This window comes from Salinadaptatus halalkaliphilus (assembly GCF_006543045.1).
Taxonomy (GTDB): Archaea; Halobacteriota; Halobacteria; order Halobacteriales; family Natrialbaceae; genus Salinadaptatus; species Salinadaptatus halalkaliphilus.
In genome coordinates, this window is sequence record NZ_RBZW01000003.1 from 22,867 (window position 1) to 46,183 (window position 23,317).

Annotated in this window: 26 protein-coding genes, 1 tRNA gene and 1 pseudogene; 12 read left to right on the plus strand and 16 right to left on the minus strand. The window is 63.2% G+C overall.

The window, feature by feature from the left end; all coding sequences use genetic code 11:
• Window positions 1-150 precede the first annotated feature (150 nt).
• From D8Y22_RS00185 to rpl18a, 7 genes are all read right to left on the minus strand, one after another.
• On the minus strand, window positions 151-1,368 hold the full coding sequence (locus D8Y22_RS00185; protein ID WP_141462547.1) for an ABC transporter substrate-binding protein: 1,218 nt from the start codon (window positions 1,366-1,368) through the stop codon (window positions 151-153).
• Between the two features lie 365 nt (window positions 1,369-1,733).
• Entirely contained in the window at window positions 1,734-3,461 is a 1,728-nt protein-coding gene (locus D8Y22_RS00190; protein ID WP_141462548.1) for a Coenzyme F420 hydrogenase/dehydrogenase, beta subunit C-terminal domain, read from the minus strand.
• Window positions 3,451-5,169: a nitrite/sulfite reductase gene (locus D8Y22_RS00195; protein WP_141462549.1), complete on the minus strand. Its 1,719-nt coding sequence runs from the start codon at window positions 5,167-5,169 to the stop codon at window positions 3,451-3,453. The genes D8Y22_RS00190 and D8Y22_RS00195 overlap by 11 nt, the downstream gene beginning before the upstream one ends.
• Before the next feature lie 425 nt (window positions 5,170-5,594).
• Window positions 5,595-6,440, minus strand: coding sequence for an NmrA/HSCARG family protein (locus tag D8Y22_RS00200; protein ID WP_174811706.1), 846 nt, complete (start codon window positions 6,438-6,440; stop codon window positions 5,595-5,597).
• A 94-nt stretch (window positions 6,441-6,534) separates the two neighbouring features.
• Window positions 6,535-7,797 carry a signal recognition particle-docking protein FtsY gene (gene ftsY, locus D8Y22_RS00205; RefSeq protein ID WP_141462551.1) on the minus strand — a complete coding sequence of 421 codons (1,263 nt, stop codon included), beginning with the start codon at window positions 7,795-7,797 and terminating at the stop codon, window positions 6,535-6,537.
• Window positions 7,798-7,818: 21 nt separating this feature from the next.
• Entirely contained in the window at window positions 7,819-8,262 is a 444-nt protein-coding gene (pfdA, locus tag D8Y22_RS00210; protein WP_141462552.1) for a prefoldin subunit alpha, read from the minus strand.
• A complete protein-coding gene (gene rpl18a / locus D8Y22_RS00215; RefSeq protein WP_141462553.1) occupies window positions 8,259-8,435 on the minus strand; it encodes a 50S ribosomal protein L18Ae in 177 nt (58 codons plus the stop codon). Before rpl18a ends, pfdA begins: the two co-directional genes overlap by 4 nt.
• An 87-nt stretch (window positions 8,436-8,522) precedes the next feature.
• On the opposite strand from rpl18a, the gene D8Y22_RS00220 reads away from it, so the two are divergent.
• Window positions 8,523-8,834 carry an ASCH domain-containing protein gene (locus D8Y22_RS00220; RefSeq protein ID WP_141462554.1) on the plus strand — a complete coding sequence of 104 codons (312 nt, stop codon included), beginning with the start codon at window positions 8,523-8,525 and terminating at the stop codon, window positions 8,832-8,834.
• 19 nt (window positions 8,835-8,853) lie between these two features.
• Here the strand turns inward: D8Y22_RS00220 and D8Y22_RS00225 are convergent, their stop codons facing one another.
• The 3 genes from D8Y22_RS00225 to D8Y22_RS00235 form a co-directional block, all read right to left on the minus strand.
• On the minus strand, window positions 8,854-9,684 hold the full coding sequence (locus tag D8Y22_RS00225) for a DUF7847 domain-containing protein (RefSeq protein ID WP_141462555.1): 831 nt from the start codon (window positions 9,682-9,684) through the stop codon (window positions 8,854-8,856).
• A gap of 96 nt (window positions 9,685-9,780) precedes the next feature.
• Entirely contained in the window at window positions 9,781-10,194 is a 414-nt protein-coding gene (locus D8Y22_RS00230; protein WP_141462556.1) for an RNA-binding domain-containing protein, read from the minus strand.
• On the minus strand, window positions 10,191-10,754 hold the full coding sequence (locus tag D8Y22_RS00235) for an AAA family ATPase (RefSeq protein WP_141462557.1): 564 nt from the start codon (window positions 10,752-10,754) through the stop codon (window positions 10,191-10,193). The genes D8Y22_RS00230 and D8Y22_RS00235 overlap by 4 nt, the downstream gene beginning before the upstream one ends.
• Before the next feature lie 192 nt (window positions 10,755-10,946).
• Here D8Y22_RS00235 and D8Y22_RS00240 point away from each other — a divergent pair, with 192 nt between their 5' ends.
• The 4 genes from D8Y22_RS00240 to D8Y22_RS00250 all read left to right on the plus strand — a co-directional run bounded on the left by D8Y22_RS00240 (window position 10,947) and on the right by D8Y22_RS00250 (window position 12,291).
• A complete protein-coding gene (locus tag D8Y22_RS00240) occupies window positions 10,947-11,399 on the plus strand; it encodes a universal stress protein (RefSeq protein ID WP_246084316.1) in 453 nt (150 codons plus the stop codon).
• A 70-nt stretch (window positions 11,400-11,469) separates the two neighbouring features.
• On the plus strand, window positions 11,470-11,610 hold the full coding sequence (locus D8Y22_RS22105) for a hypothetical protein (RefSeq protein WP_174811707.1): 141 nt from the start codon (window positions 11,470-11,472) through the stop codon (window positions 11,608-11,610).
• Between the two features lie 71 nt (window positions 11,611-11,681).
• Complete coding sequence (locus D8Y22_RS00245; protein ID WP_141462558.1) at window positions 11,682-12,059, plus strand: YccF domain-containing protein; 378 nt, start codon at window positions 11,682-11,684, stop codon at window positions 12,057-12,059.
• 157 nt (window positions 12,060-12,216) lie between these two features.
• A tRNA-Arg gene (locus tag D8Y22_RS00250) sits at window positions 12,217-12,291 on the plus strand.
• 115 nt (window positions 12,292-12,406) lie between these two features.
• Here the strand turns inward: D8Y22_RS00250 and D8Y22_RS00255 are convergent.
• Window positions 12,407-12,715: a PAS domain-containing protein gene (locus tag D8Y22_RS00255; protein WP_141462559.1), complete on the minus strand. Its 309-nt coding sequence runs from the start codon at window positions 12,713-12,715 to the stop codon at window positions 12,407-12,409.
• Window positions 12,716-12,913: 198 nt separating this feature from the next.
• Between D8Y22_RS00255 and D8Y22_RS00260 the strand changes: the two genes are divergently transcribed.
• Window positions 12,914-13,885 (plus strand): TIGR03885 family FMN-dependent LLM class oxidoreductase, encoded by a 972-nt coding sequence (locus tag D8Y22_RS00260; protein ID WP_141462560.1) that lies wholly within the window; start codon window positions 12,914-12,916, stop codon window positions 13,883-13,885.
• 110 nt (window positions 13,886-13,995) lie between these two features.
• Here D8Y22_RS00260 and D8Y22_RS00265 read toward each other — a convergent pair whose 3' ends face one another.
• Entirely contained in the window at window positions 13,996-14,778 is a 783-nt protein-coding gene (locus D8Y22_RS00265) for a hypothetical protein (protein WP_246084317.1), read from the minus strand.
• Window positions 14,779-14,958: 180 nt separating this feature from the next.
• A pseudogene (locus D8Y22_RS23265) lies at window positions 14,959-15,027 on the minus strand (zinc-ribbon domain-containing protein); the annotation flags it as partial.
• Window positions 15,028-15,223: 196 nt separating this feature from the next.
• Between D8Y22_RS23265 and D8Y22_RS00270 the strand changes: the two are divergent.
• From D8Y22_RS00270 to rpiA, 5 genes are all read left to right on the plus strand, one after another.
• Entirely contained in the window at window positions 15,224-16,177 is a 954-nt protein-coding gene (locus D8Y22_RS00270; RefSeq protein WP_141462562.1) for a hypothetical protein, read from the plus strand.
• A gap of 123 nt (window positions 16,178-16,300) precedes the next feature.
• Window positions 16,301-17,593 carry an amidohydrolase gene (locus D8Y22_RS00275; RefSeq protein WP_141462563.1) on the plus strand — a complete coding sequence of 431 codons (1,293 nt, stop codon included), beginning with the start codon at window positions 16,301-16,303 and terminating at the stop codon, window positions 17,591-17,593.
• 167 nt (window positions 17,594-17,760) lie between these two features.
• Window positions 17,761-18,444 carry a hypothetical protein gene (locus D8Y22_RS00280; protein ID WP_141462564.1) on the plus strand — a complete coding sequence of 228 codons (684 nt, stop codon included), beginning with the start codon at window positions 17,761-17,763 and terminating at the stop codon, window positions 18,442-18,444.
• A 353-nt stretch (window positions 18,445-18,797) separates the two neighbouring features.
• Window positions 18,798-20,087, plus strand: a complete 1,290-nt coding sequence (locus tag D8Y22_RS00285; protein WP_141462565.1) for an adenosylhomocysteinase — start codon at window positions 18,798-18,800, stop codon at window positions 20,085-20,087.
• A 2-nt stretch (window positions 20,088-20,089) separates the two neighbouring features.
• Complete coding sequence (gene rpiA, locus D8Y22_RS00290) at window positions 20,090-20,797, plus strand: ribose-5-phosphate isomerase RpiA (RefSeq protein ID WP_141462566.1); 708 nt, start codon at window positions 20,090-20,092, stop codon at window positions 20,795-20,797.
• 4 nt (window positions 20,798-20,801) lie between these two features.
• On the opposite strand, the gene D8Y22_RS00295 is transcribed toward rpiA, so the two are convergent.
• Window positions 20,802-21,230, minus strand: coding sequence for a hypothetical protein (locus D8Y22_RS00295; protein WP_174811708.1), 429 nt, complete (start codon window positions 21,228-21,230; stop codon window positions 20,802-20,804).
• A complete protein-coding gene (locus D8Y22_RS00300; protein WP_141462567.1) occupies window positions 21,227-21,676 on the minus strand; it encodes a hypothetical protein in 450 nt (149 codons plus the stop codon). Before D8Y22_RS00300 ends, D8Y22_RS00295 begins: the two co-directional genes overlap by 4 nt.
• 221 nt (window positions 21,677-21,897) lie before the next feature.
• Between D8Y22_RS00300 and fni the strand changes: the two genes are divergently transcribed.
• On the plus strand, window positions 21,898-22,953 hold the full coding sequence (gene fni / locus D8Y22_RS00305) for a type 2 isopentenyl-diphosphate Delta-isomerase (RefSeq protein WP_141462568.1): 1,056 nt from the start codon (window positions 21,898-21,900) through the stop codon (window positions 22,951-22,953).
• Between the two features lie 118 nt (window positions 22,954-23,071).
• Here the strand turns inward: fni and D8Y22_RS00310 are convergent, their stop codons facing one another.
• A complete protein-coding gene (locus tag D8Y22_RS00310; RefSeq protein ID WP_004267503.1) occupies window positions 23,072-23,239 on the minus strand; it encodes a DUF1931 family protein in 168 nt (55 codons plus the stop codon).
• Window positions 23,240-23,317 lie beyond the last annotated feature (78 nt).

Below are 23,317 nucleotides of genomic sequence, written 5' to 3' on the forward strand. Positions count from 1 at the left end.
AACAGGTTTCGGTGACAGTACGGCGTCGGTGAAAGACAGGCTACTCGATAGAAGAGTACTACTCCCGAAAACGTGACGACCAGCGGTCTCCCGTCATAGCTCTACCTTGTGACCAGAAGCACTTAAAGGAACGCGGCGATCGGGGGTGCTTTAGAACTCGTAGCCGTCGACGACCGTGTAGCCGTCCATGTCGTACTCGTAGATGTCGTAGACGACGGCCTCGAGGTCGCCGTTCTCGTCGAAAACGATGTCGCCGGAGGCGCCCTGATACTGGACGGATTCACCGGCGGCAGCCATCTCGAGGCCCTCCTTGAGCGTGTCGGGCGTCACGACCTCGCCGTCGGGGTTTGCGACTTCGCGAATCTGGTCGCTCACCGCGGAGCCGGTCAACTCGTCGGCCGCGACGTTTGCGAGCAAGAGCACTGCCGTCGCGTCGTAGGCTTCGGCGTTGAAGACGCTCGGTGAACTGTCGTACTCGGCCTCGTACAGGTCGGTAAACGTGTCGTGACCCGGCCCAGCGCCGGAGGGAGCCGTGCCGACGACGTTCTCGAGCGGGTTGTCGACGGCACCCGGCAGGTCGTTATCGATGAGGCCGTCGGGAACGAGGATCTCCGTGCCGTCGTCGAACTCCGAGTAGAAGTCCCGAAAGATCTGTTCACCGCTGTCGGGATAGCCGACGACGAGCAGCATCTCCGGCTCGCTGGCCAGTGCCGTCTCGAGTTCGGAGTCGTAGGACGGCTGCTCGGACTCGAACGCGAGTTCGTCGTAGATCTCGCCGCCCAGGTCCTCGAAACTCTCGACGAACGTGTCGGCCAGTCCTTGCCCGTAGTCGTCGTTGAGATAGAGCGTCGAGATGGTGTCGACGCCGCGCTCTTCGACGGCGATTTCGGCCATTACCTCGCCCTGCCAGGCGTCGCTCGGACAGGTTCGAAGCAGATAGTCGCCGTCCATCTCGGTAATCGACGGGGTCGTGCTGGCCGGCGAGATGCCGACGACGTCGTTCGGAAAGAGGACGTCCTCCGCGACGGCGATCGTCACGCCCGAGGAGAGTGCGCCGTTGATCGCCGGATAACCCGCGTCGACCAGCGATCCGGCCGCGGTGATCCCTGCCTCGGGATCTGTCTCCGTGTCCTCGACCCGTACGTCGAGTTCGAACTCGGCGCCCGCGTCCTGTAGTTGCGCCTGGGGCAAGATTGCGCCGTCCCGAATCGGACCGCCGACCGAACTCAGATCGCCGGTGATCGACTGCAGGACGCCCACTCTCGCATCCGGTTCGACGTCGTCACTGCTGAGACAGCCGGCGACGCCGGCTGTAGCCGCTGTACCCATCCCCGCCAGCAGCGACCGCCGATTGATAGCGTTCTTCACGATACCTGATCACAGTGAGAGGGGTGATAAAAAGGTATCTCTGTACGAGTGGCTGGTAAAAACTGCCGGAACGATCACTCGACAGTGCTACCTCGCGTCGTCGATGGACAAACGATCAACTCGGGATGGCTGTGACAGTTCGGAACGACTGCGACTCCAGAACACCACCGAGAGTGACTCCCCGTCATAGCTCTACTTTGTGACCAGAAGCACTTAAAGAAACGATGGCCGGGGGGTCGTGTCTCGAGTGGGGGATCGAGCGGATTCATACGGTGTACTGTACGTTATTTCCGGCCCAGCCGCGACCCGGGCGGGGGTGTGCCGGTAACTCGGTACAGTAATCCGTATCAGCCGCCGAAAAGGGCTTAGTGACCCTGATCGTGGGGGTTCAGCGCCGTCCCGTAGTTCTCGGCGTGGTCGGTGTACTCGATGAATCGCGGCGCGTCCGGCTCGAACGGTCGCTCGAGACTTTCGAAGGCCTTCTTCTTGTCCCAGCCCTGAAGCTTACCGATCGCGGACTTATCCTCGAGATCGTGGTAATCGAGTTTCGGCTCGGTGAGTTCCCAGGCGTCGACGCCCGTCTCAGTCCGGAGGATGACGCTCGAATACTCGTCGGAAGAGCCGACGGAGCCGACGGTGATGTCCGAACAGAAGCCGGTGAAGTCGGCACACTCGTCACAGCCTTTCAAGGCGGCGTCGTGGAAGTTCTCGATGTCTTCCTCGACGATCATCTCGCCGTCGTGATCGTAGACCATCATCTTCCCGTTGAGGACATCCATCTTGCCGATTTCGGACGGCGATATGCCGCGCTGTTCCTCCAGTTGCTCGCCCATGAGGCTGTGGTAGTTGAAGTTCTTCGTACACATCAGCGCGATCGTGTACTCGACGGCCTGGATGCCCTCGTTCTGGGCCTGATAGTCCCAGTCGAAATCCTGGAGCGCGCGGATGCCCTCGATCTCACACGGCGTGCCGACGATTGCGATACTGAGTTCGTCCCAGGACTTGTCCGGAAGCTTGTGCTCCCACTGCCCGAGGTCGAGGTTGCCGAGCGCCATCGTCTGGTTGTAGACGGTGCCGGCGTTTTCGATGAGTTCCTCGGTCGTCGTCGCGAGGTAGCTCTCGGCTTTCCACTCTTGTTCGTCGCTCTCGGTCGCGACGAGCGCGCCGTCGATCTTGCCCTCCTCGAGCAGCGTCGAGAGGATACCGGTGACGACGCCGCCGTCCTGGGCCTGGTCAGTCCAGTCGTCGTCGACCTTCGCGGAGAACTCCGTGATCGGGTCGCCAGCACCCTTGACGTTGTCCTCGCCGCCGGTGATCTTCCACTGGCGCTCGTAGCGCAGGCCGCCCCGGGGACAGAAGTCCCAACAGAGCGAACAGCCGGTACACATCTTGACGAGTTCCGGCTCGCCGTCGTCGCCGATGCCGATCGAGTCGGACGGACAGGCGGCGACGCAGGTCCCACACTGGATACAGCGGCCGTCGTCGATGACCGCCTCGTCGAGTTCCATGAACCAGGTCTTCTCGTCCGGCGTCTCGATGTCGTTCATCTGCGACCGAATCGAGTACTCGGGGGTGTCGAGGTCGACACCATCCGGAATCCCGACGCGCGTATCGGGTGCGTCGTCGTAGACATCCTGACTGACGTCTTCAGCGGGCTCGGTGAACTCGAGGTCGCCGAGGTCGCCGGTCTCGTCGACGTTGGCGACGCCCGCACCGTCGGCACGAAGCGTCGACGAGGATCGCGAACCTCCATCGGAACGTTCTGCGTCCCACTCTGGATCGCGCTTGCTTTGCTCGCGCTCACCGTCGGTTCCCTCACCACCGCCGGTGGCGACGCGCTTGTCGTCGGTGTCGGCCAAGCCTGCGGACGCGGCCGGTTCGGCCGTCTTTTCGCCGCAGGTGCAGGTATTGGGCGAGCAGCTGTCGTCCTCCGCGTTACCGCCGTTGGTCTCGATGGCGCCCTCGCGGCCGTGGTTCGTCTCGTCTCGAGACTGCGCACCAGCACCCTCGGGGACCATCACGGCCGCATCGTCATCCGTGTTCGACTCGGGGACACCGGGGAAGACGCGCTCGTCCTTGCCGTCAGTCCCCATGGGCAACACCTCCGGCGACGGGAGCTTCGGCACCTTGCATAATCGTTCGTAGCCGCTCGTTGTCGACGCGGCGACACCACGCGTAGAAGCGTTCGCCGTCGTGACGGTCGTCGGCGTAGGCGTCGAAGAGTTGCTCGAGTGCGGGGATCACGGCGTGGGCCGGGACGGCGCTTTCGATCCAATCGAGGAACTCGTTGTCCGCCCCGAGCGAGCCGCCAAGGCCGAAGTCCATCCCTTCGACGAGATCCTCGCCTTCCTCGTTCGGTGCGTCGATGTGGTCGGGTGCCTCGTCTTCGGACAGCTTGACGGTCTCGCCCCGGAAGCCGATGTCGGCGATCTGGGGCTGGGCACACGAGGCCGAGCAGCCGGACATGTGCATCCGGATTGCCTCGATATCGTCGGGGACATCAATGCGCTCGTCGAGTTCGCGAGCCCAGCGCTTGGTCCGCTTTTTCGTCTCGATGATCGCGTAGTTACAGAACTCGTTGCCCGTACAGCCGACGGCGCCCCGGGAGAATGCGCCCGGATCGGGCTGGTACTCCTGGGCGAACGGTTCGGCGAGCAGATCCTCGAGGTTCTCGTCGGGAATGTGGGTGACGAGGAAGTTCTGGTCGGTCGCCAAGCGGACGGAGGCGTCCTCGGTGCCGTACTGCTTGGCGGCGCGGGCGGCCGCGGCGAACTCGTCGCCGCCCATGCGACCGGCGATGACGTTGAAGCCGACGTAGTTGAGGCCGTCCTGTTTCTGCTCGTGGACGCCGACGTGGTCGCCCTGGTAGCCGACGGTCAGGTTCTCGCCGCCGGTCGGGAGTTCGATCGTCAGGCGGTCGCGGATCGCCTCCTCGAACTTCTCGGGGCCGAGCTGTTCGACGAGATAGCGCATGCGACAGACGCCGCGGTTGTTGCGGTCGCCGATCTCCTTGAACGTCTGGGCGACGGCGCGACAGAACTCGACGGCGTCTTCCGGCGGGATGAAGACGTCGAGTTCGGAGGCCATTCGCGGACCGTCTGAGAGGCCGCCGCCGACGCGGGCGTGGAAGCCGTAGTAGTACTCCCCCTCGATTTCTTTTTTCGCTGGGACGAGGCCAACGTCGTTGATCTGGGACTGGGCGCAGTCGTGGGCACAGCCCGTGATGGTCATCTTGAACTTCCGCGGGAGGTTTGCGTACTCGCGATTGCCGGTGAAGTAGTCGGAGACGGCTTCGATGACCGGCTGGGCGTTGAAACACTCGTGGTCGCTGATGCCGGCTGCGGGGCAACCGAGAACGTTCCGGGCGGAGTCACCACACCCCTGGACCGTCGTCAGGCCGACCTCGTCGTAGCGCTCCCACATCTCGGGAACGTCTTCGACGCGAATCCAGTGTTTCTGAATGTCCTGGCGGGTCGTGATGTCGAGATAGGCGTCGCCCCAGAGTTCGTTCTGTTCCGTGCCGCCGTACTCCTCGGGAGCGACGGCCAGGTCGTCGGTGACCTCGCCGATAACCTCGGCCTGTTCGGGCGTGAGCTTCCCGCCCGGCACCTTGGTCCGGATCATGAAGTAGCCCTCCTGTTTCTGGGCGTACATACCGGCCCACTTCAGCCGTTCCCACTCGCCGCCCCCGGCGCGCTCCTCGATCTCCTCGAAAGAGAGCCCACCCTCGGCGTACTCGTACACGTCGTCGATCACGTCGAGGGGGTGTTTGTTCTGTTTGTACTGTTCGGTCGTGTTCATCGAGACCACCGTGGCTCGAGGTCTCGGTTCGGGGATCGATCCGTAGAACTGCCTTCAAAGCCCATTGTTTAGCGGATACAAACACCCCACAAGTATACCTCTCCGTAATGTGGCGAAAGCTGACGACGGTCCCTTTATCCGGTTAGTATTGCCTCGACTATCGCTCGATCTCACGCGGGAAACTGGCGATCGGTCCGAACACGTTCGAACGCAGCGGTTTCTGAACCGGCCGTCGTACGATCGTCATCGGTCTCGGCAAGTATCTCCGATGGGGTGCCCTGTGACTCGTTGTGATAGGTCGATCAGCTGACGTTCTGGGCACTGAGCGACCGATTCGTCGTAGCTTCATACGGTTTACTGTAAGTCGTTTCCGGTACAATCCGTCCCGTCCTACGGTTGCACCGGTAAACCGTATCAGTCACGAGCTACCACGCTCGCTCGAGGTAGGTCTCGAAGCGGTTGAACGGGACGTCGTGATCGGCTCGGAGGTCGTCGATAGGGGAGTCGTAGCCGTGCTCGTTGAACCAGGCGAACATGTCGGCGAACTCCTCGCCCTGACTCGACTCGACCTCGTCGATCGACAGGTGCTGGGCACGAACGTCGATCCCGAGTTCGTCCGCGAATCTAGCGGCCATCGCCCGGAGGGGGAGTTCGTCGCTCGCGAGTTCGTAGGCCTCGCTGAGGTAGCGGTCCGGGTTGGCGAACACTTCGGCGACGAACGCTCCCAAATCCTCGATGTCGAGGATCTGCAGCGGCGAGCGGGGCTCGAGGCCCATCGCGAGCGTCCCGTCTTCGATCGAGTCGCGAAAGCCCTCGAGGTTCTGTGCGAAAAAGACCGGCCGAACGACGGTCGTCGGCAACTCGAGGTCGGCGAGACGCTGTTCGATCTCCCACTTCGACTCGAAATGGGAGATGCCGGTGTTGCGCTCCGCGCCGCCGACCGAGGAGAAGACGAGGTGGTCGATACCACCCTCGGCCGCGAGTTCGACGACGTTCGTTCCCTGCTCGACCTCGTCGTCGTAGCCGTGTTCCCAGAAGTTCGTCACCAGGAAGACGCCGTCGGCGTCCTCGAGCAGCGGTTCGATCGTGTTTCGCTCCGCGATGTTCCCCTCGACGAGGGTCCCACCCTGTTCGACCAGCTGGTGGGACTCGTGTTTCGTCGTATTTCGGGTCAGGGCCAGTACCTGGACGTCGCGCTCGAGGAGGTGTCTGGCGACTGCGCCGCCTTGGGTTCCGGTCGCGCCGACGACCAGAATTGTCTCTCGGTTCACGGTCGTCGCTTCGACGACGGGGATCAAGAAGCTACCACGGGCAGACGCAACGCCTGTCCGCGTTCCATCGCTGGTCGGAACGGATGGCCGTGGCCTACTCGTCCTCGAGCAGCCGATCCACCATCTCGTCGGGATCGAACCGCTCGACGTCGTCGTAGCCCTGGCCGACGCCGAGGAACAGGATCGGCTTCCCGGTGACGTGGGCGACCGAGATCGCCGCCCCGCCGTTGGAGTCGGCGTCGGCTTTCGTCAGGATCGCGCCGTCGATCTCGGCGGCGTCGTCGAATTCGCGGGCGCGGTTGACCGCGTCCTGGCCGGCGACGGCCTCGTCGACAAACAGGGTCATGTCGGGATCGACGACCCGATCGATCTTCTCGAGTTGGTCCATCAGCCCCTCGTCGGTGTGGAGCCGTCCGGCAGTATCCCCGAGGACGACGTCGACGTCGTTGGCTTCGGCGTACTCGACGGCGTCGTAGAGGACGGCAGCGGGGTCGCCACCCTGTTCGTGGGTGATGAGTTTCGTGTCCAGCGTGTCCGCGTGTTCCTGGATCTGCTCGTTGGCACCCGCCCGATAGGTGTCGCCGTTTGCCATCACCGTCGAGTAGCCACGCTCTTCGAAGTAGCGACTCAGCTTGGCGATCGAGGTGGTCTTGCCGACGCCGTTGACGCCGGTAAAGACGATCGTGACCGGCTTGTCCTCGATCGCGATGCGCTCGTCGAAGTCGAACTGGCCGACGCTGATCACGTCGTAGATTGCGTCCCGCAGCGCTTCCTCGACGACCGCGCCCGTCGAGGTCGTAAACGTCCGCGTCTCGCCGACTAACTCCTCGCGGATGTTCTCGAGGATCTCTTCGGCGACACCCATCTCCACGTCACTCGAGAGCAGCGCCATCTCGAGTTCGTGCAGCGGCCCCTCGAGATCCTCTTCTTCGATGACGAACTTCCCTTTGACGAGGGATTTGGCCTTGCGGCCGAACCCGGTCGAGTTGCCGTCCTCAGCATCCGCCTGGGCGTCGTCGTCGGCCTCGGCGTCGCTCTCGACCGCGTCGTCGACATCCGTCTCGGCCGCGTCGTCAGCGGACTCGAGTGTCGTCGCCGAGTCCGCCGGGGATTGACCGGCGGCTGGCGAGTCCGTCTCCGACGGCTCGGCCGACACGTCAGTGTCTGCCGTCGATGGTTCGGTACCCGCCGTCGCCGCGTCGCTCGTCGCGTCGGTAGCGGCCGCGTCGTCGGCGAGATCGGTTTCCGCAGCCGCCTCGAGGTCGTCGTCCTCGTCGACATCTTCGACCTTCGCGTCGGCGGCTTCTTCGGCGTCTTTGCGGAAGCTTCCGAGTTTTTCTTTTAGGTTGTCAAACATGGCTATCGGTAGCGCCCCGGCTTATTCGTCGGGGCCCTGGCCCATGCCCTGCATCTGCTGTTGCATCGCCTGCTGTTGGAGCTGTTGAGCCTGCTGTTCGAGCTCCGAGCTCTCGGACTCGAGGTCGTCGATCTCGTCGGTGAGTTCGTCGATGCGGTCGTCGAGGTTGTCCTTCTTGTTGTCGAGGGCGGTGACGGCGCCGTCCTGCTCGAACTCGGCAGCGTAGTCGGCGCCGAGTTCGACGATCGCTTCGTCGATGTCTTCGATCGTCGCCCGGAGGTACGCGCCGCCGCCGAGTGGGACCTGCACGGTCGAGCCCGATTCGAGCGTCTCGAGCGCCTCGATGGCCTCGTCGACCTCGTCTTTCTCCTGTCTAACCTCTTCGACTTCGGCTTCGAGGGCTTCGATCTGTTGTTCGAGTTCCTGCAGTTCCTGGGAGAGCTGCTGCAGTTGCTGCTGGCTCATTGTGCGGAGACCTCCTCGAGGTCGATCTCCGTTCGCTTGAGCCCGTGCTGGCTGCCGAGTTGGGAAAGGGCGTGTTCGCGGGCGACGTTTTCGTTTTCGGCGTCGATCGTCGTCTCGAAGTCCGCGAACCCGTCGCGGCTCTTGAACCGGCCGGTGACCGTAAATTGACTCATGGCGTTCACTCCGGCGGGCAGTCGGAAGAATCTTCCCTTCCATCGGAGGCGGAAACGACTTCCGCCCTCGCACCCGTACGACATCCCATGAGCGAACTCGATCCCGGCGAGTTGCTACCGAACGAACGGATGCAACAGCAGGCCCTCGCGGGCGACGTGACACAGATCCACCGCGGTCACCAGTACGCCGACGCGGGCGACACCTTCGACATCGACGGCGAGACGTTCGAACTCACCGACGTGACCGAGCGGACGCTCGGCGATCTGACCGACGAAGACGCCCAGGCCGAAGGCATGGACGATCTCGAGGGGTATCGACGACTGCTCGAGCGGGCTCACGACAATTTCGAGTGGGACGACGACAGTGAGGTTGTCCGTCACCGGTTCGAACGGCAGTGAGCCGGCCACCGTATCCGTGTTAGGCAGCCGTAGCTGGGGTAGCCGCGGAGCTGTCGCCGGACTCACCGTCGGTAGCTTCGAGACGGGTGTAGTACGACGTGTGGACCGCGAACAGGTACGCGTAGCCGATTCCGGTCACGACGGCGGCCGCCAGTAGCGAGAGAGCCTGTCCGATCGTTTGGTCTACGTCCACGAGCCCCGGTTCGACGAGGACGAGCTCGAGCCCGACCAGTGGCATGAAGGCGACGGACCAGACCACGAACCACAGCAGCGAGTAGCCGACGACGTTCAGGAGGTTCGCACGGACGAGGCCGAGGCTGTGGGAGAACGCCTCGATCGCCCCCGTCCCGTCGACGACGATCGCCGTGTTGAAAAACTGCAAGAAGAGGTAGACGAGAAACATGAACAGCATGATCGCGAGGAACGCGAGCAGTACCACTCCGATGCCGGCCACTGCGCCCGTTTCGCTACCGACCGCTGCGATGACCGCACCGGCACCGAAGACGACTACGATCATGCTCACGAAGACGATGCCGAACGTGACCACGGCAAACAGGATCGTCGCCGCCAGCAACGTGACGTAGAACGTCGTCCCCGACTGGACGAGTTGGTCGAGCGATGTCGTCGATCCCTCGAGCGCCTCGAGCGCCATGCCGATCAGCCCGCCGACGAAGAACGGGCCGAGGAGGAACGCGACGAGCGCGCCGACCCCGGCGACGGCCAGGGAGTCGACGATCTCGCCGGCGGCTGCGACTTGCGAGACGAACGCAAAGAGGAGTCCAGCAAGCAGTATTACGGGATTCGATCGGAGGACCGATACGCCGTCTTTGAACGCAGGGACTATTGCCATAGCAGTTACTCGTTGGCTGTCACCGGAGTAAGTACTCACGATGGCTCAAATTCGATTTTGAGTCTTACCAGGGCGTCTACTTCCGGATACCGACGATCAATCGTCGATCGGCCGGCCGTCTTCGGTCGGCGGCGCGACGTGGTCGACGTATTCCTCGAGAGTCGGCTCGAGGACGCGAACGCGGACGGCGATCTCGCCGAGTTCGTCGGGTTCGCCGACCGAGAAGTTGATCCGATCCTCGAAGGCCGCCTGTTTTTTCAGCGCGAAGGTGAACGTGTCGCCCTCGCGATTCGAGAAGAACTCGCCGCGGGCGGTGTCGAGGATCTCCTGGCGGTGTAGCAGCTCCGAGACGTGATCCATCGAGTGGGCTTCCCCGTGGATCTCGCCGAAGGACTCCTCGAGGTCGGCGTTGGGGAAGATATTGGCGACGGCGTCGGCGACCCGGCTCGTCACCTCGGTGTCGTAGACTGGGGCCGTGATCTCGATGTCGACGCGATAGATGTCGGTCACGGCTGGGACACCTCCCGGTCCTCGCGGACGATCGCCCGGACGCGGTCGTGAAAGGCCTCGAGCGAGTCGGTGTTCTCGAGGACCACGTCGGCGCGATCCATCGCGTCGTCCATCCCGAACCCGCGTTCGCGCTCGTCGCGGGCGGCAAGTCCCTCGCCGCCGTCTTCGGTGCTGGCATCGCGGCCGCGAGTGTCGATTCGCTCGGCGCGAACCTCGAACGGCGCTTCGATGCTCACCAGCGTGAACGCCTCGCCGAACCGGTCCTCGAAGACATCGACCTCGGTATCCGAGCGGATGCCGTCGACCAGGACGGCGTCGGTTCGCTCGAGGCGATCTTCGATCATCGGGAGCGAGCGCTCGGCGATCGCCGCCGGGCCGTTTTCCTCGCGCAGCGCCTGGGCGACCGTCCCGTGATCTTTCGCCGGATCGAGGCCGCGGTCGGTCGTCTCCTGGCGGACGACGTCGCCCATCGTCACCACGGGCAGTCCCTCCTCGCGCGCGACGGTGGCGGCCTCGCTCTTCCCGCTGCCGGGCAGCCCCACCGTTCCGATGACGTGCATCGACTCGAGGTAACACTGAGAGGCGCTTAAGGACTGTGTCTCGCGCCGAGTATCGGGTACCGATACTGTGGGAAAACGGAGACTGACGCGCGCGGCGTGGCAGCTACCGCAACGTGGTGAATCGAGCCGAAAAATATACGCCAGTGGCAAAGACTATGCGATTGTTACACAAAGAAAGATCGTAGGAAACAGATGACGACTAGCAAAATAGTTATCCCGACGGATGGGAGCGAATATGCCGAAAATGCAGCCAAAAACGGATTCGAGATTGCGGAGCGAATGGATGCGACCGTCCACGCGTTGGCTGTCGGAGACACGAACCTCACCCACCTCTCGTCGGTCGGCGGTCCCCCGCCGAAAACCGTAGACGACGTCGCCGAAATCGCCGCCGAGTGGGCCGACGACCTCGTCGACGACGCCGAAGCGGCCGGTCTCGAGGCCGAGGCCGTGGTTCGATCCGGGATTCCCGCCGAGGAGATCGCCGACTACGCCGAGGCGATCGATGCCGACATGATCGTCATGGGAACCGCGGGCCGCAGCGGGTTCGAACGCATGGTCGTCGGCAGCGTCACGAACAAAGTCGTTCGAACGGCGCCCGTTCCCGTCGTGACCGTTCGTCCGGACGGAACCGTCGACGCCGCCTGAGACGCGGGGAGTGACCTGTTCGACCACACCACCCCTGCACCACTTTGGTCCTCGAGGTGGATCGTTCGATATGCGCCTCTCCACGAAAGTCCTCGTCGTCGCTGTCCTGCTGATCGTGATCCCGATCCCGATCCTGCCGCCGCTGGTCGGAGCTGCTATCGGCTTTGCCCTGCTGGTTGTCGGTCTCTTCCTCCGATTCATGGATTTGTGATACGGTCTGATACAGCCGCCAGACCGTGGCGGTCCACAAGGCCTATCCCCACCTCGAGCCCCAGTACGGCCATGACACAGCGGTCCCTGTTCGTCCGTGCGATCTGGTTCGTCCTCGTCGGCTGGTGGCTGACGCCCATCGTCGTCAACCTCGCGTGGGCGTTGACCGTGACCGTCATCCTGGCCCCGGTCGGGATCAAACTGGTCAACCTCGTGCCGACAGTGTTGACGCTGGCTGCACCGCGGTCGCTCTCGGACCCGAACCTGGGCCGCGAACAATACTCGCTCGTGGTTCGGGCGCTCTACTTCGTGCTCGTGGGCTGGTGGCTGAGCTTCCTCTGGGCGAACCTAGCTGCGTTCCTGGCCGTGACGATCGTCGGGCTACCCGTTGCCGTTTGGCTCGCGAACCGCCTTCCCTACGTCACGTCGCTGTACCGTTTCCACGGATAGCGATAGTAGCCACTGCAATGCAATGCACACCTGATCGCGCGACGGCTGCGCGATCACTGTGTAAATCGTTGCAGTTGGTACTAGAGACCGACGACTGGCGAGGATCCGTCCGGAAACCCGCATCGCTTATAATGTTCGGTCGTTCACTCGTACTCGAGGGCGCGTAGCTCAGTCTGGACAGAGCGTCGGACTTCTAATCCGATGGTCGTGGGTTCTAATCCCATCGCGCCCGTGTAACGAATCAACTGTTCGTGCTCGAGTCGATCGAGGGCGGCACACACGGTCTTTGCGAGCACGTCGACGAACTCGAGGTGGGCCGCAGACATCGACTCGTCGCCGTGAGTGGTCTATGTGATGGCGATCGCGACGGGTATCTCTCGGTCGTCTTCCCGAACGAGCGTAACGTCAGTGGTGACTGCTGTCTCTTCGACTGCGCGCCGTTGGAGGCGGACGAACGTCGGCTGCTGATCGGCCGGCACCAGGTCGTCGATCGACGACTCGAGCAATTCGCCGGGCCCGTAGCCGAGCAGCTCCGCCGCGGCTCGGTTCGTAAAGAGAATCGCGCCATCGTCTTCGTAACTGAGGACACACTCGGAGACGACTCTCGTCACGTCCTCGAAAAACGTATCGTCGACTCGAGGTGAAGTGATCCCCATTAGTTGTCACCACGTTCTCAACCAACATAACTACGCAGTTACGACGACAGAAACTATCCCACCAACCAGAACGAAAGCTGCTAACGACTCGACGGGTCTCTCGTGGGAAGAAGCCCGCACCTCTGGCACACGCGCGCCCAGCGTTGAAGTATCGGGTCGGTGTCTGCAACCGTATCGCCGCCACCGGAGTCAGTACCGATGACACAGCTTGGCTACCACGCCTCTCACGAGCAGTTCGCACCGAGTGACCTCCTCGAGTACGTCCGCCTCGCCGACGAGGCGGGCTTCGATCACGCGCTCGCCTCGGATCACTTCCACCCCTGGAGCGAGAACCAGGGCGAGTCGGGACTGGTCTGGTCCTGGCTCGGCTCGGCGCTGGAAGCGACCGACCTGACCTTCGGGACCGTCAACGCGCCGGGCTATCGCTATCACCCCGCGATCATCGCCCAGGGAGCCGCGACGCTGCGGGAGATGTACCCCGAGCGTTTCTGGCTCGCCGTCGGCAGCGGTCAGTTGCTCAACGAGGGGATCACCGGCACCGACTGGCCGATCAAGGACGAACGAAACGCCCGCCTCGAAGCGTGTGCCGACGTCATGCGGCGACTCTGGAGCGGCGAGGAGGTAACCCATCACGGACGGGTCACCGTCGAGCAGGCCCAACTCTACTCCCGCCCCGAGACGCCCCCGCCGCTGATCGGCGCCGCGCTCTCGGAAGCCACCGCCGCCTGGCTCGCTGAGTGGGCCGACGGGATGATCACCATCGCGACACCCGACCACGAGGCCGACGCCGCCCGCGTCGAGGCCTTTCGGGAACACGCTCCCGACAAACCGGTGTACCTCAAGGCTCAACACGCCTACGAGGCCGACGAAGACGCCGCCCTCGAGGAGGCCCACGACCAGTGGAGCACCAACTGCATTCCGGGGCCGGTGACCCAGGAACTCCGGACGCCCGAGCAGTACGATCAGCTTCGAGAAACGGTCGACTACGGCGAGGTCGAGGCCAACGTCCGCGTCTCGAGTAGCCTCGAGGACCACGTCGAGTGGCTCGAGACCGACCTCGCGCTCGAGGTCGACCGCGTCTTCGTCCACAACGTCACGACGAATCAGGAAGCGTTCATCGAGGCGTTTGGGGAGAACGTCCTGCCCGAACTCGAGTTCGGGAAACAGTAGTGGCGACGCCCCACGGCCACCTGCGTTGGCTCGCTCGTCTCGAGAGACCGGCCGCGACGAGGATCGTCGTCTGGCCACGTCAGCAACTACTGTGCAGCCACGTGGGGGTGTCAACGCTTGCGGAATTCGTTGACGGCTCGTTTCGCATCCTCCGGTGTCACCTGGAAACTGAGTCGTTCACCGTTCGGAAGGGAGACAAGCAATCCTTCTCGCGGTAGGGCATACAGATAAATCGTCATCAACAACCCGAGGAGTACGAACCAGCCCGAGACGAGTGACGCCGTATCACTGATAGCGGACGCTCGAGAAATCCCCTGTTCGGCACTGAGCAGCCGCGAGACCCCGATCAGAATACCGCTGTAATAAGTCAACAGAAATGTCACAGTAATGGCGCTGCGAACGCTATCAAACAGATTTAGCAGTGTCCGGAATTTGAGTATTGGATAACTACCGCCGATAAGTAGCACCAGCCCACCGAAATAGACGAGTCCGACGGCTTGTGCGGAGCCATCGACGGTTTGTGCGAACCCAATTGCGGAGAGGATGACACCGAGAGAAACACCGACGACTGCCTTCCGAGAGTACAGCGAGGCGCGCTGTTCGACGCTGACGACGTTCGCTTTGACGAAATGATAGGTGTAGTTAACTGCATACAGCGACGTATTGACCGAGCCGCTCATGCTGATATTGGTCGGTGTCTTCGAGGTGAACTCCGACTCAAGCCGAGCCGGGTCGTCGGTCGTCAAATCGTCGCGACCGCCGAGCGTCCCGATCGAGAGACCGTTTCTCGGGCTGAGGACGAGCCATACGGCGCCAAGGATCACGAAGACGAGAAGGACGAGCCGAAAGCCGCCAACGAGTAGTCCGAACAAGATTGCACTGAGTAATAGCATCGCAAGAAACAGTTTGAAACTACGTCGGAGATGAGTGTCGACAATCTCGAAATACGAGATGGCCTCGAGATTGTAGTGTCGATTTTTCCCGGCCCCGAGATTGAGTGTGATTCGACTCTGTTTTGGTCCCTCTCGAGACGTGTTCCGCCCTCTCCCGTCTCCGCCACCGTCCTCGAGAGCGGTACCACACGATGAACAAAAGGAATCGCTTGCTGGCACTTGCTCCCCACAGTTCGGACAATATGGCATTACGCCATTTTGCTCCAACAGGGTTTAAATTCTGATGGCAGTCTGGTACCCGGTACTGTTCAACACCACGATCTCGAATACCAAATACGATCTCGAGACGTTCTCGCGACGGACCAAGATGGGCAATAAGTATTTTTTTGTGTACTCACATTGAGAGTGTATGCCGGACTCATGGCGATCCAGTCGGAGGGCGTATTTGCGGTACACGGCTCCGGTCGCGGTGGGCGTTCTCGCCGGCTGTCTCGACGACGCCAGCGAACTCGTCGGGGAGCAACAAGAGCCTGACACCCTCGTGACTCTGCGGGAGACGATATCGTTCTCGGACGGGCTCGATACCTACAGAAGCGACTCGATCTCCTCGCCCTGGGGTAACAACGAACTGGTCACCTTCTATGGGGCCGGAATGATGCTTACCGAGCAAATCAAGTACGGTGGTCTACTGGGCATCATCTTCGAGTTCGCCGGTGAGGAGGATATCGATTACAACCGCGGTAAGGAAGACATGCTGGAGAATTTCGAAGACGCCTTTGAACTCGAGGACGGTGGATTCGACCCAACCGAATACGAGGAGGACGACTTCGGTGAGCAGGTGATCGAAGATGCACTCGAGTTCGATACCGGTCCGGATTCATTCGAGTTCGACGAGGAAGCATTAGAGGGTGAAGCTGCTGTCGGCGGTGACCCGGAAACGGCCGACGCGAGTGACAACCACCGAATTCTCTATAGCGGTGCGGATCGAAATACGCTGGTCGTAAACGAGATAGAGCCGACCACTGGGTCGACGATCGTCGGCCGCGACGGAGAGTGGCGATTGCTTATGTCCGCGCCCACACACTGGCGGGTCCACGTCGCCTCACTCCAGTACCCACACCCAGAGCCGCCGACTCCACCGGCAACGGTTACCGGGCAGGGGTCCTCGATCACTGGCGCAGTGGAGGTTGCGGAACCGGTCACGGTCACCGGCGAGTTTTACGGCGATGATCCCGTCCAGGTACGAGCAGTTGAAGAACGGCATGGTCGAGACGAGTTGATTTTTACCATAAGCGAGTCCGGGCAGAATATCGTCGAGACGGAGATGACACTCGAAGGGCAACTCTGGTTCGACATCGACGCACCCCGTGGATGGAGCCTCGAGTTTGAGACCGCCTGATCTGGATCGTTGCAATTACCTACTGCTTCGATCACACATAGCACTCTTATTCCCGTTTGCCTTCGAATCGAGTGACCGCACCATATCCGACAGTATAAGGCCGATCGTAGCAAATTCGCTGTCATGACGACGCTTTCGGTGGCCGGCGGGCAGGTCCTCGAGCCCGACTTGACGGTCACGCGCGCGGACGTACTGATCGATCAGGACAGCGGCGAGATCCTCGAGATCGGCCCCGATCTCGCGGGCGACGAAACGCTCGATGCGACGGGCGGGCTCGTCACGCCGGGGTTCGTCAACGGCCACACGCACGTCGCGATGAGCCTGCTTCGGGGCTACGCCGACGACAAGCCCCTCGACGCCTGGCTGCAGGAAGATATCTGGCCCGTCGAGGCCGAACTCACGGCCGAGACGATCCGGGCCGGCACCGAACTCGGCGTCCTCGAGTTCATCAAATCCGGGACGACGTCGTTCGCGGACATGTACTTCTTCGTACCGACGATCGCGGACGTCGTCGAGGAGGCGGGGCTGCGCGCTCGGCTCGGCCACGGTGTGATCTCCGTCGGCAAGGACGAGGCGACGGTCCACGAAGACGCTCGCGAAGGCCTTCAGGTCGCCAAGGAACTGGACGGGATGGCCGACGGCCGGATCCGGACCGCCTTCATGCCCCACTCGCTGACGACCGTCGACGGCCAGTACCTCGAGGAATACGTCCCGAAAGCCCGCGATTTGGGCGTCCCGATCCACTACCACGCAAACGAGACCCGTGACGAAGTGACGCCGATCGTCGACGAACACGGCGTCCGACCGCTCGTCTACGCCGCCGAGAAGGGGATGCTCGAGGCCGGCGACTTTATCGCCCACGGCGTCCACGTCGACGAGAGCGAGATCGGCTTGCTCGCGGCGGCCGAGACGAGCGTGATCCACTGTCCAGCCTCGAACATGAAACTCGCCAGCGGAATGGCGCCCGTCCAGCGCCTGCGCGATGCCGGCGTCACCGTCGGGCTGGGCACCGACGGCGCGGCCTCGAACAACGACCTCTCGATGTTAGACGAGGCCCGCGACGCGGCCATGCTCGGCAAGCTCGCGGCCGAGGACGCGAGCGCCGTCGACGCCGAAGCGGTTGTCGAACTGCTCACCAGCGCCAGCGCCAACGCGATCGGGTTCGAGACGGGGCGCCTCGAGCCCGGCGCGCCCGGAGACCTCGCCGTCATCGACCTCGAGGCGCCCCATCTCACGCCGGCCCACGACCTCGTCAGCCACCTGACCTACGCAGCCGCCGCGTCGGACGTTCGCCACACTGTCTGTGACGGCCGGGTGCTCATGCGCGACCGCGAGGTGCTGACTCTCGACGAGGATGCCGTTCTGGAGCGAGCCGGCGAGGCGGCCGAGGCGCTGGTCACTCGAGCCGAATCCTGAGGGCGAACCGTCGTTTCGAACGATTCGTATCAGGTTGTGTGAACGGTTTTTAAATCCTCAAAACGATCGATAAACGCTCTGAACGGTTTTCGAATGGTTTTACTGGAACCGAACCGTCACAAACTGCCGCGGGGGTTTATTCACGGATCCGTGAAAGTCTCGACCGGATGTTCAGGCACAGCACCCTCGCAGTGACGATGGCTATCCTGATGGTACTCGCCGCGCTCGCCCCTGCCGGTGCGGTCGCGGCCCAGCCGGACGACGACGGGCTGTCGCTCGTGGTATCCGACGACGGCGTCGTGACGGTGACATCGAACGGCACCGCCGTCGAGAACGCGACCGTCGAGGTATCGGCCGCCGATGGAACGTATGCGGGCACGGGTAACTACTCGACCGACGATGACGGCGATGTCGACCTTCCCGACCCCGACAACTCGGTGACGGTCACGATTACCGCGTCGACGACCGCCGACAGCGTCACGCTGGAGACCGTTCTCGAGCCCGCCGAGGACGACGAGGACGACAAAGACGACGAGTCGTTCGAGCCGTTTGGCTCGATAGTCTCGGCGTTCGTACAGAGCGTCCAGACCGACGGGCCGCCCGGACAGATCATCGCTGACTTCGTCACCGCGAACAACCCTGGTGATTCGTCGGCCGATGCTGGCCAGTCGAACGCGAGCAACGGAACCGATGGCCAACAGGGCCCACCGGACCACGCAGGCCCGTCGAGCAACGCTACCGACGGCGACGGTGAGGAGAGCCAGCAGGGTCCGCCGGATCACGCCGGACCGAACGGCAGTTCCGGAACTGACGACAGCGGCGGTGGACCGCCGGACCACGCTGGCCCGTAGCGATCGATGCCTGTTCATCCGCGACACTGACGCCGGACGACGACACGATCGGTTTGCTGTCAGAGGCACGGCTCGTCGCCGGCGTCGGGTTCGATTGTGGCCCTGTCCGTCTCCGTTTGCGGTGATGGGACGCCACGGTGCTGGTCGGTCGTGTACAATCGGTTGGCGTCTACGAGACGTCTCTCCGCGACCGACCGATACGGCCCACTGCGCTGCCCAAATCGATCGGCGCTGCGATACGATTTCGTCGACGCGTCCCCCGCCGATCCGAGTGCCGACCGCCGGCGGTCGGATCGGTTTTCGCTTCGGCCCGCTTCGGTAGGGTTTTGGCGCCTCTCGTGCTTTGTCGAGTCATGACCGAATCTGCGTACCCGTCGATCAGTAGCCAACTGGACGACGTCGAATCCGCACGCGAGGAGGGCCGTCGGAAGATGGACTGGGCGACCCAGCACATGCCCATCCTCGAGGCCGTCCGCGAGGAGTTCATTGCCGACCAGCCCTTCGCGGGCGAACGAATCGGGATGGCGATGCACGTCGAAGCAAAGACCGCCGTACTCGTCGAGACGCTCGCCGAGGGCGGTGCCGATGTCGCCCTCACGGGCTGTAACCCGCTGTCGACCCACGACGACATCTCGGCGGCACTCGACGCCCACGAGTCGATTACCAGCTACGCCAAACGCGGCGTCGACGACGAGGAGTACTACGAGGCCATCGAGGCCGTCATCGCTCACGAGCCGACCGTCACCGTCGACGACGGGATGGACCTCGTCGCCGCCATCCACGAGGACTACCCCGAACTGATCGACGGCATCGTCGGCGGCGCCGAGGAGACGACGACGGGCGTCCACCGACTGCGCGCGATGGACGCCGACGACGCCCTCGAGTACCCCGTCTTCGCGGTCAACGATACGCCGATGAAGCGGCTGTTCGACAATATCCACGGCACCGGCGAGTCGTCGCTTGCTTCTATCGCCATGACGACCAACCTCTCGTGGGCTGGCAAGACGGTTGTCGTCGCGGGCTATGGCTACTGTGGCAAGGGCGTCGCGAAGAAGGCCGCCGGCCAGAACGCGAACGTCATCGTCACCGAAGTCGAGCCCCGACGCGCGCTCGAGGCCCACATGGAGGGCTACGACGTGATGCCGATGGCCGAGGCCGCCGAGGTCGGCGACGTCTTCATCACGACGACGGGCAACCGTGACGTCATCGTCGAGGACCACTTCGAGCGGATGCAAGACGGCGTCTTGCTCTCGAACGCCGGCCACTTCGACATCGAGGTCGACCTCGAGGCCCTCGACGACCTTGCCGTGGATCGGTACGAGGCCAGAGACGGCGTCGAAGCCTACGAGATGGACGACGGCCGCAAGCTGAACGTCATCGCCGAGGGCCGTCTCGTCAACCTCGCGGCACCGATCTCGCTCGGTCACCCTGTCGAGGTCATGGACCAGAGCTTCGGCATTCAGGCCGTCTGTGTCCGGGAGATTTTGGCCAATTCCGACGCCTACGACGCGGGCGTCCACGACGTTCCCGACGAACTCGACCAGGAGATCGCCGAGATCAAACTCGAGGCCGAAGGCGTCGAATACGACTCGCTTTCGGACACCCAGCGCGAGTACATGGACAGCTGGGACCACGGAACCTGAGCATGAAAACCGACGGTGGAACCGCGGCCGCGAAACGGCGAGCGGGCGAACGGGCAGCTACGGCCGTCGAAGACGACTTCGTCGTCGGACTCGGCACCGGCTCGACGGCCGCCTACGCGATCGACGCGATCGGTGCCGCCGTCGCCGACGGACTCGACGTTCGGGGCATTCCGACCTCGTTTCAGTCCCGACAGCGCGCCCTCGAGGCCGGGATTGCGCTGACGAGTCTCGACGCCGTCGACCGCGTCGACCTCGCGATCGACGGTGCAGATCAGGTCGTCGACGATCCCGGCGCCGATGCCCACGGTGCGCTGATCAAGGGCGGCGGCGGCGCTCACGCGCGCGAGAAGTTGGTCGATGCGACGGCCGAGCGGTTCGTCGTCGTCGTCGATCCCTCGAAGTTGACCGCCCGCTTCGATCGGTCGGTACCGGTCGAAGTCCTCCCCGACGCCTACACCGTCGTCGCCGATCGAGTTCGCGATCTCGAGGGCGAGCCGACGCTGCGCTCGGCCAAGCATAAGGACGGGCCAGTCGTCACCGACAACGGGAATCTGGTGCTCGATTGTGAGTTCGACCCGATAGACGATCCCGGGCACCTAGCAGCGACGCTCTCGGGAATCCCCGGCGTCGTCGAACACGGGCTGTTCGTCGATTTGGCGGATACGATCTACGTCGGTCTCGAGGACGGCGTCGACGTTCGGGAGTACTGATCGGTCAGTCGGGTGTCGCTGGTTCATCAACGTGGTCGTGGTCGTCCGTCGGCGCATCGACGAGACCGGGAGCCAACCCGAGTACCACGTACAACACCCCGATCACTCGAGTTGCCGGGAGCAGCCAGGGCTTGGCCTCGAGGTCGAGCGGGTTCTCGTAAGCGATCGCGAGCCCGGCGGCAAGCATCCGTCGCGGAACCGTCGCGAGCAGGATTCCCAGCAGTGCAAACGGTGCCTGGAGGGGCTTTGGCAACCCACCCCGGAGAACGAGTCCACAGAAAGCCAGCCCCTCGAGTCGCGCAATCGGGAGCGTAATCCGTCGAAGTTGCCCGTCGTCGGGGTTCTCGAACGCGAACCGTTCCGCCATCTCGACGATCCGTCCCGGAACGACAACCCAGATGAGTCCGACGCAGAGGCCGAGTGCTCGGTTCATCGGACCACCGTTGTGTCGGGGGCGTCCGTCCCGGTACCGTCGACTGATGCTCCCCTCTCGTCGTCGGTCGATCGCATCGAGAGCCCGACGACGAGCAGGTACACCCCGCCCAGCAGGCGAGCCGCGGGTGTCACCCACGGCTTCAACTCGAGATCGTCCGCGTTCGTGTAGACCAGCGACTGGCTGAGTTGGATGATCGGCTGTGGAACGAGGACGATCACGACGCCGGCGACGCCGAGGAGCCCGCTGACGAGCCGCGATCCTGATTCTCGCCGCGCGAGCAGCCAGACGAACAGCACCCCTTCGACTCGAGCACCCCATAGCACGAGCGGGCGGCGGTCCGCGTTTTCGGGGGTTGCGAGGCCGATACGTTCGCAGGCCTCGATGACCGGTTTCGGTTTGGCGACCTCGAGGAGCCCGAACGCGATCAGTAGTGGTCTGAGCATCGTGACGTGGTACGGTGTCAGGGGGCAAAAAACTCGAGTTCCCTCTCGGTACGTGTGTGGGTCGTCTCTCGAGCGACCCATCGCTGCCTAACAGGGATGATTGGAGGGTGAAATCGGGCACACGTCATCGATTTCACGCATCGGCCGACGGTTGGACCGGTACGAGCCGTCAATGGACACCTTTTCAATGGTGTTGGACGACGTTCCGAGTGAGAGATTCGATGCCCGAGACATCCGACCGGAAAGACGATCACATTCGAATCATCGAAGACGAGGACGTCGAGACCTCCGGAACGGGGTTTGCCGAGGTCGAGCTCGTCCACGAGGCACTCCCCGAAATCCATCGTGACGAGATCGACACGTCGACGACGCTGTTCGGGCACGAACTCGAAGCCCCCATCGTCATCGAGAGCATGACCGGCGGCCACCCCAACACGACCAAACTCAACCGCGCGCTCGCGGCGGCCGCCCAGGAGACGGGCGTCGCCATGGGCGTCGGCAGCCAGCGCGCCGGCCTCGACCTCGAGGACGACGCCGTTCTGGAGTCCTACACAGTCGTTCGGGAGGCCGCACCCGACGCCTTCCTGTACGGCAACGTCGGCGCAGCCCAGTTACTCGAGTACGACATCGGTGATGTCGAGGCGGCCGTCGATATGATCGACGCCGACGCGATGGCGGTCCACCTGAACTTCCTCCAAGAGGCGGTCCAGCCGGAAGGTGACGTCGACGCGCGGGGTTGTCTCGCCGAGATCGAACACGTTGCCGATCGGTTGTCGGTTCCCGTCGTCGTCAAGGAGACCGGCAACGGAATCTCGCGAGACACCGCCCGGCGACTCGCCGATGCGGGCGTCGACGCCATCGATGTCGCCGGGCAGGGCGGGACGACGTGGTCCGGTATCGAGTCCCACCGGGCCGCCGCGGTCGGTGCCGACCGCCAGGCACAGATCGGACAACTATTTCGCGCCTGGGGCGTCCCGACCGCAGTCAGCACGCTCGAGGCCGCCGGCGAACACGACTGCGTCATCGCGAGCGGCGGCGTCCGCTCCGGACTAGACATCGCAAAAGCGATCGCACTCGGGGCACGTGCTGGCGGCCTGGCAAAACCGTTCCTGGGTCCTGCCGGCAAGGGCACCGATGCCGTCGTCGATCTCATCGAGACGATTATGCTCGAGTTACGGACGGCGATGTTCGTCACCGGCTCGGAATCGGTCACCGATCTCAAGACGGCAGACTACGTCTGTCTCGGGCGGACACGCGAGTACCTCGATCAGCGATAGCGGTTCGTGTCAACCGCGACGAGTTCGCGTCGTAGTGGCGCTCCTCGGTACGTCGATTCGAGCACAGCGTCGCAACTACCGAGTGTATCGCGTAAAAAACTGTCTCGAGTGGCGTTCCTTACAGGTCGCGCGGCTGGACCGTCTTCCGGTCGTTGGCTTCCGCGCGTCGGGCGGCGTCTTCGAGCAGCTCGTCGACTTCCTCGTCGAGTGCGTCGTAGAAGTCGGAGGCGACGTTCTTGTCATCGAGCGCTTCTTTCACGGCGGCTTTGACGATAAGGTCTGCCATACGGTGTATTCGTTCCTCCTTCCATGATATAAGTGTTGTGGTTATGGATGGAAATACGGGGGCCACAGCGGTTGATTC